Origin of the sequence: Mesorhizobium sp. M7A.F.Ca.CA.001.10.2.1 (assembly GCF_003998575.1) — a bacterium.
Lineage (GTDB): Bacteria > Pseudomonadota > Alphaproteobacteria > Rhizobiales > Rhizobiaceae > Mesorhizobium.
In genome coordinates, this window is record NZ_RZQY01000783.1 from 1 (window position 1) to 2,539 (window position 2,539).

Genomic DNA, 2,539 nt, shown 5'->3' on the forward strand with positions numbered 1-2,539 from the left:
GCATCCTTTCTGAACATCAAGGAGTGAATCTCATGGCGAGAACGCGAATGGGCGTAGCGCGGGCAACAGCAGCGGCGGTGGCCCTGATCATGGTGGGACAGCAGGCCGTCGCCGCGGAGCCTGCGCAAGCAGAGACCGTCCTGGCGGAGACGGGAGCCTCGGTCACCGAAGCGCCAATCCCTTGGCAGGTCCGCCTGCGGGCGTTGGGCGTCGTTACGAAAGATCTGGGCTACGTTGATACGCTTCCCGGCTCCGGTCTTTCGTATTCGGACACGGTGACGCCGGAACTCGATATCTCGTATTTCTTCACCGACAACATCGCCGCCGAACTCATACTCGGTACCACTTATGCCAACATCGCGGGCCAAGGGACGATCGGAGGATTGGGCAACATCGGCAAAGTTTGGCTGCTGCCGCCGACGCTCACGTTGCAGTACCATTTTACCGATCTCGGCGCGTTCAAGCCTTATGTCGGCGCCGGCGTGAACTACACGATCTTCTACAACCAGGACACTGGCAGCGCTGATGCTCTCAAGGTGAAGAACACGTTCGGCACGGCGCTGCAGGTCGGATTCGACTACATGGTGGACCAGCACTGGGGCCTCAACTTCGACGTGAAGAAGCTTTTCCTGAAGCCGGACTTCGACGTCACGGTGGCCGGCGCGAAGCTGACGGGGAAGGCGGAGCTCGATCCCTGGCTGATAGGCGCAGGTGTCACCTACCGCTTTTGAATATCAGAGTGAAGTCTGCTTCCCGACTGCCGGTTTAAATGAAGGGCGCCTCGCGCGCCCTTTTTTACGGTCGACACTGCAGGGCGAGACCTCATGAAGCCGATTGTCGAGAGGGCGGGGCTCTCTTCCGGCGGACCAAGAAGGTGAACTGGCCAGCTGGCCCCGCGCCTGAGATGGAGTGCTCAGAAGCGCTTTGAATCGGGACGGGCTTTGGTATTGTGGGTGGAATGCTTCAGCCAGACTATTTGCCAGCATCGTCTCCCGGACGTCATGTCTGAGCTTCGTGTCAGCGCAAGGCGAACACGCGGCTCCTAGATGCCGACACGATGGCTGGTTCAGCCATACTGCGACAGTTGCCGGTTTTTTCGGTTCCTTTGCTGTTCGCGCGCTAACCGCAACGCTCCATACTAGTCTCGCGTGCCTGTCCCCGTGGGGCGGGCAACAGAAAGCGATTAGGCCCGCTGAAAGAGGCGGACTGCATCCGAAGGACCGTAAACAAGAGAAGGACCTGAAGCGAGAGCGAAGGTTGCGGCAGGCCGCGGCGGGCCTAAAAGGGAATGCCGACCACCCCACGTCCCAGGAAAGCTGACAAAAACGCAGCGTCCGACTGTCCAATAGGGTGCGCCCGCGCGAGGGCGAGCTAAATGGCAGGGGCTGCCGGGGGACCTAAGAAAAGCGTGGGTTCACAAGCACCCGGCGCGCGCCATCAGGCCGCCAGCTACTTGGAGGGCGGGTGCATCAGCCCTGTTTGTCGGGCCGAACCAGATCCATGTGGCTGACGCCGAGGGCCAATGCCAGTTCATAGATCGTGATAATTGTCGGATTTCTTCGGCCTTTCTCCAAGCCGCTGATGTACTGCTGACTGAACCCGGAAATCTCCGCAAGCTGCTCCTGCGTCAGGCGCTTCCTTTGCCTGATCCTCTGCACATTTCGTCCGACCAACTTGCGCATATCCATGCACGCAAGCCAGCGGATCAGGCGGCTTGAGTTTATCAACTATAATATGTAATCCACATTTTAGCAGGCACAGGGCTTCGCGGGTCCATTGGCCGGAGATAGAATTAGCGATGTTGCAGCCCAGATCGAACACGCCGTTCGCCGACGAGGTCCCCTGGTCGGACCGCATTACAGCCTACGACAAGGACCACTTTACAACCTATATGAGGCTCCTGGACGCCTCGGCAGACAACGCCACTGAAGAGGAAATGGCCAAAGTGATCCTCGGCATTGATCCGGCACGCGAACCTGAGCGCGCACGCAACGTTCTTCGCAGTCATCTCGACCGTGCAAACTGGGTGGTGACGGGCGGCTACAAGGATTTGTTCGCCAGTTGACGAAATGGGCGGTGCGGTCGCTTCGCTTCAAGCAACGAAGTCGCGTAACACCATGCATCGACGTATCACCACAGCGCGGATGGCCCAGCGCTTCGCTGTCTCATCATTTTGTCCTCCGCTCGCCAATGGCTGCTTCCCAGGAATGGGTGCGTCGGCGAATCATGACAGGAACGGGTCCGTCTGAGCCGCACCGCATCCGAAGGGCCGGATGGACAACCTACTGAAAGCTCACAGCTGGCTAAGGGTTGCGGGACGCCGCGGCGGGCCTAGAAGGATGCGGCGCCACCTGCTGGGAAAGGCACAAATAGAGCGAATTGCGAGAGTCTAACGACGCGCTAGGAGGCGCAGCGGAATGGTCGAGACGCCAGAGCCAAGAAAAGCGGGGCTCGACCCACCGGCACACGGCACGCGCGGTGATGGGCGCGGGCGCCCACTACGTGCGCAGGCTCAACAGAATCTCACACGGATCAGCAT

Annotated in this window: 3 protein-coding genes; 2 read left to right on the forward strand and 1 reads right to left on the reverse strand. The window is 59.8% G+C overall.

Features of this window, described 5'->3' with window-relative positions; all coding sequences use genetic code 11:
* Positions 1–32: 32 nt before the first annotated feature.
* Positions 33–731, forward strand: a complete 699-nt coding sequence (locus tag EN964_RS31620) for an OmpW family protein (protein ID WP_024505687.1) — start codon at positions 33–35, stop codon at positions 729–731.
* A gap of 738 nt (positions 732–1,469) precedes the next feature.
* On the opposite strand, the gene EN964_RS31625 is transcribed toward EN964_RS31620, so the two are convergent.
* Complete coding sequence (locus tag EN964_RS31625; protein ID WP_126105025.1) at positions 1,470–1,688, reverse strand: helix-turn-helix transcriptional regulator; 219 nt, start codon at positions 1,686–1,688, stop codon at positions 1,470–1,472.
* 110 nt (positions 1,689–1,798) lie between these two features.
* Between EN964_RS31625 and EN964_RS31630 the strand changes: the two genes are divergently transcribed.
* Positions 1,799–2,065 (forward strand): DNA -binding domain-containing protein, encoded by a 267-nt coding sequence (locus EN964_RS31630; protein ID WP_127266640.1) that lies wholly within the window; start codon positions 1,799–1,801, stop codon positions 2,063–2,065.
* Positions 2,066–2,539 lie beyond the last annotated feature (474 nt).

What these genes read in the sequence shown, in the direction of transcription:
- EN964_RS31620 (WP_024505687.1), top strand. Translation starts at nt 33, where the DNA reads ATGGCGAGAACGCGAATGGGCGTAGCGCGGGCAACAGCAGCGGCGGTG.
- EN964_RS31625 (WP_126105025.1), bottom strand. Translation starts at nt 1,688, where the DNA reads ATGGATATGCGCAAGTTGGTCGGACGAAATGTGCAGAGGATCAGGCAA.
- EN964_RS31630 (WP_127266640.1), top strand. Translation starts at nt 1,799, where the DNA reads ATGTTGCAGCCCAGATCGAACACGCCGTTCGCCGACGAGGTCCCCTGG.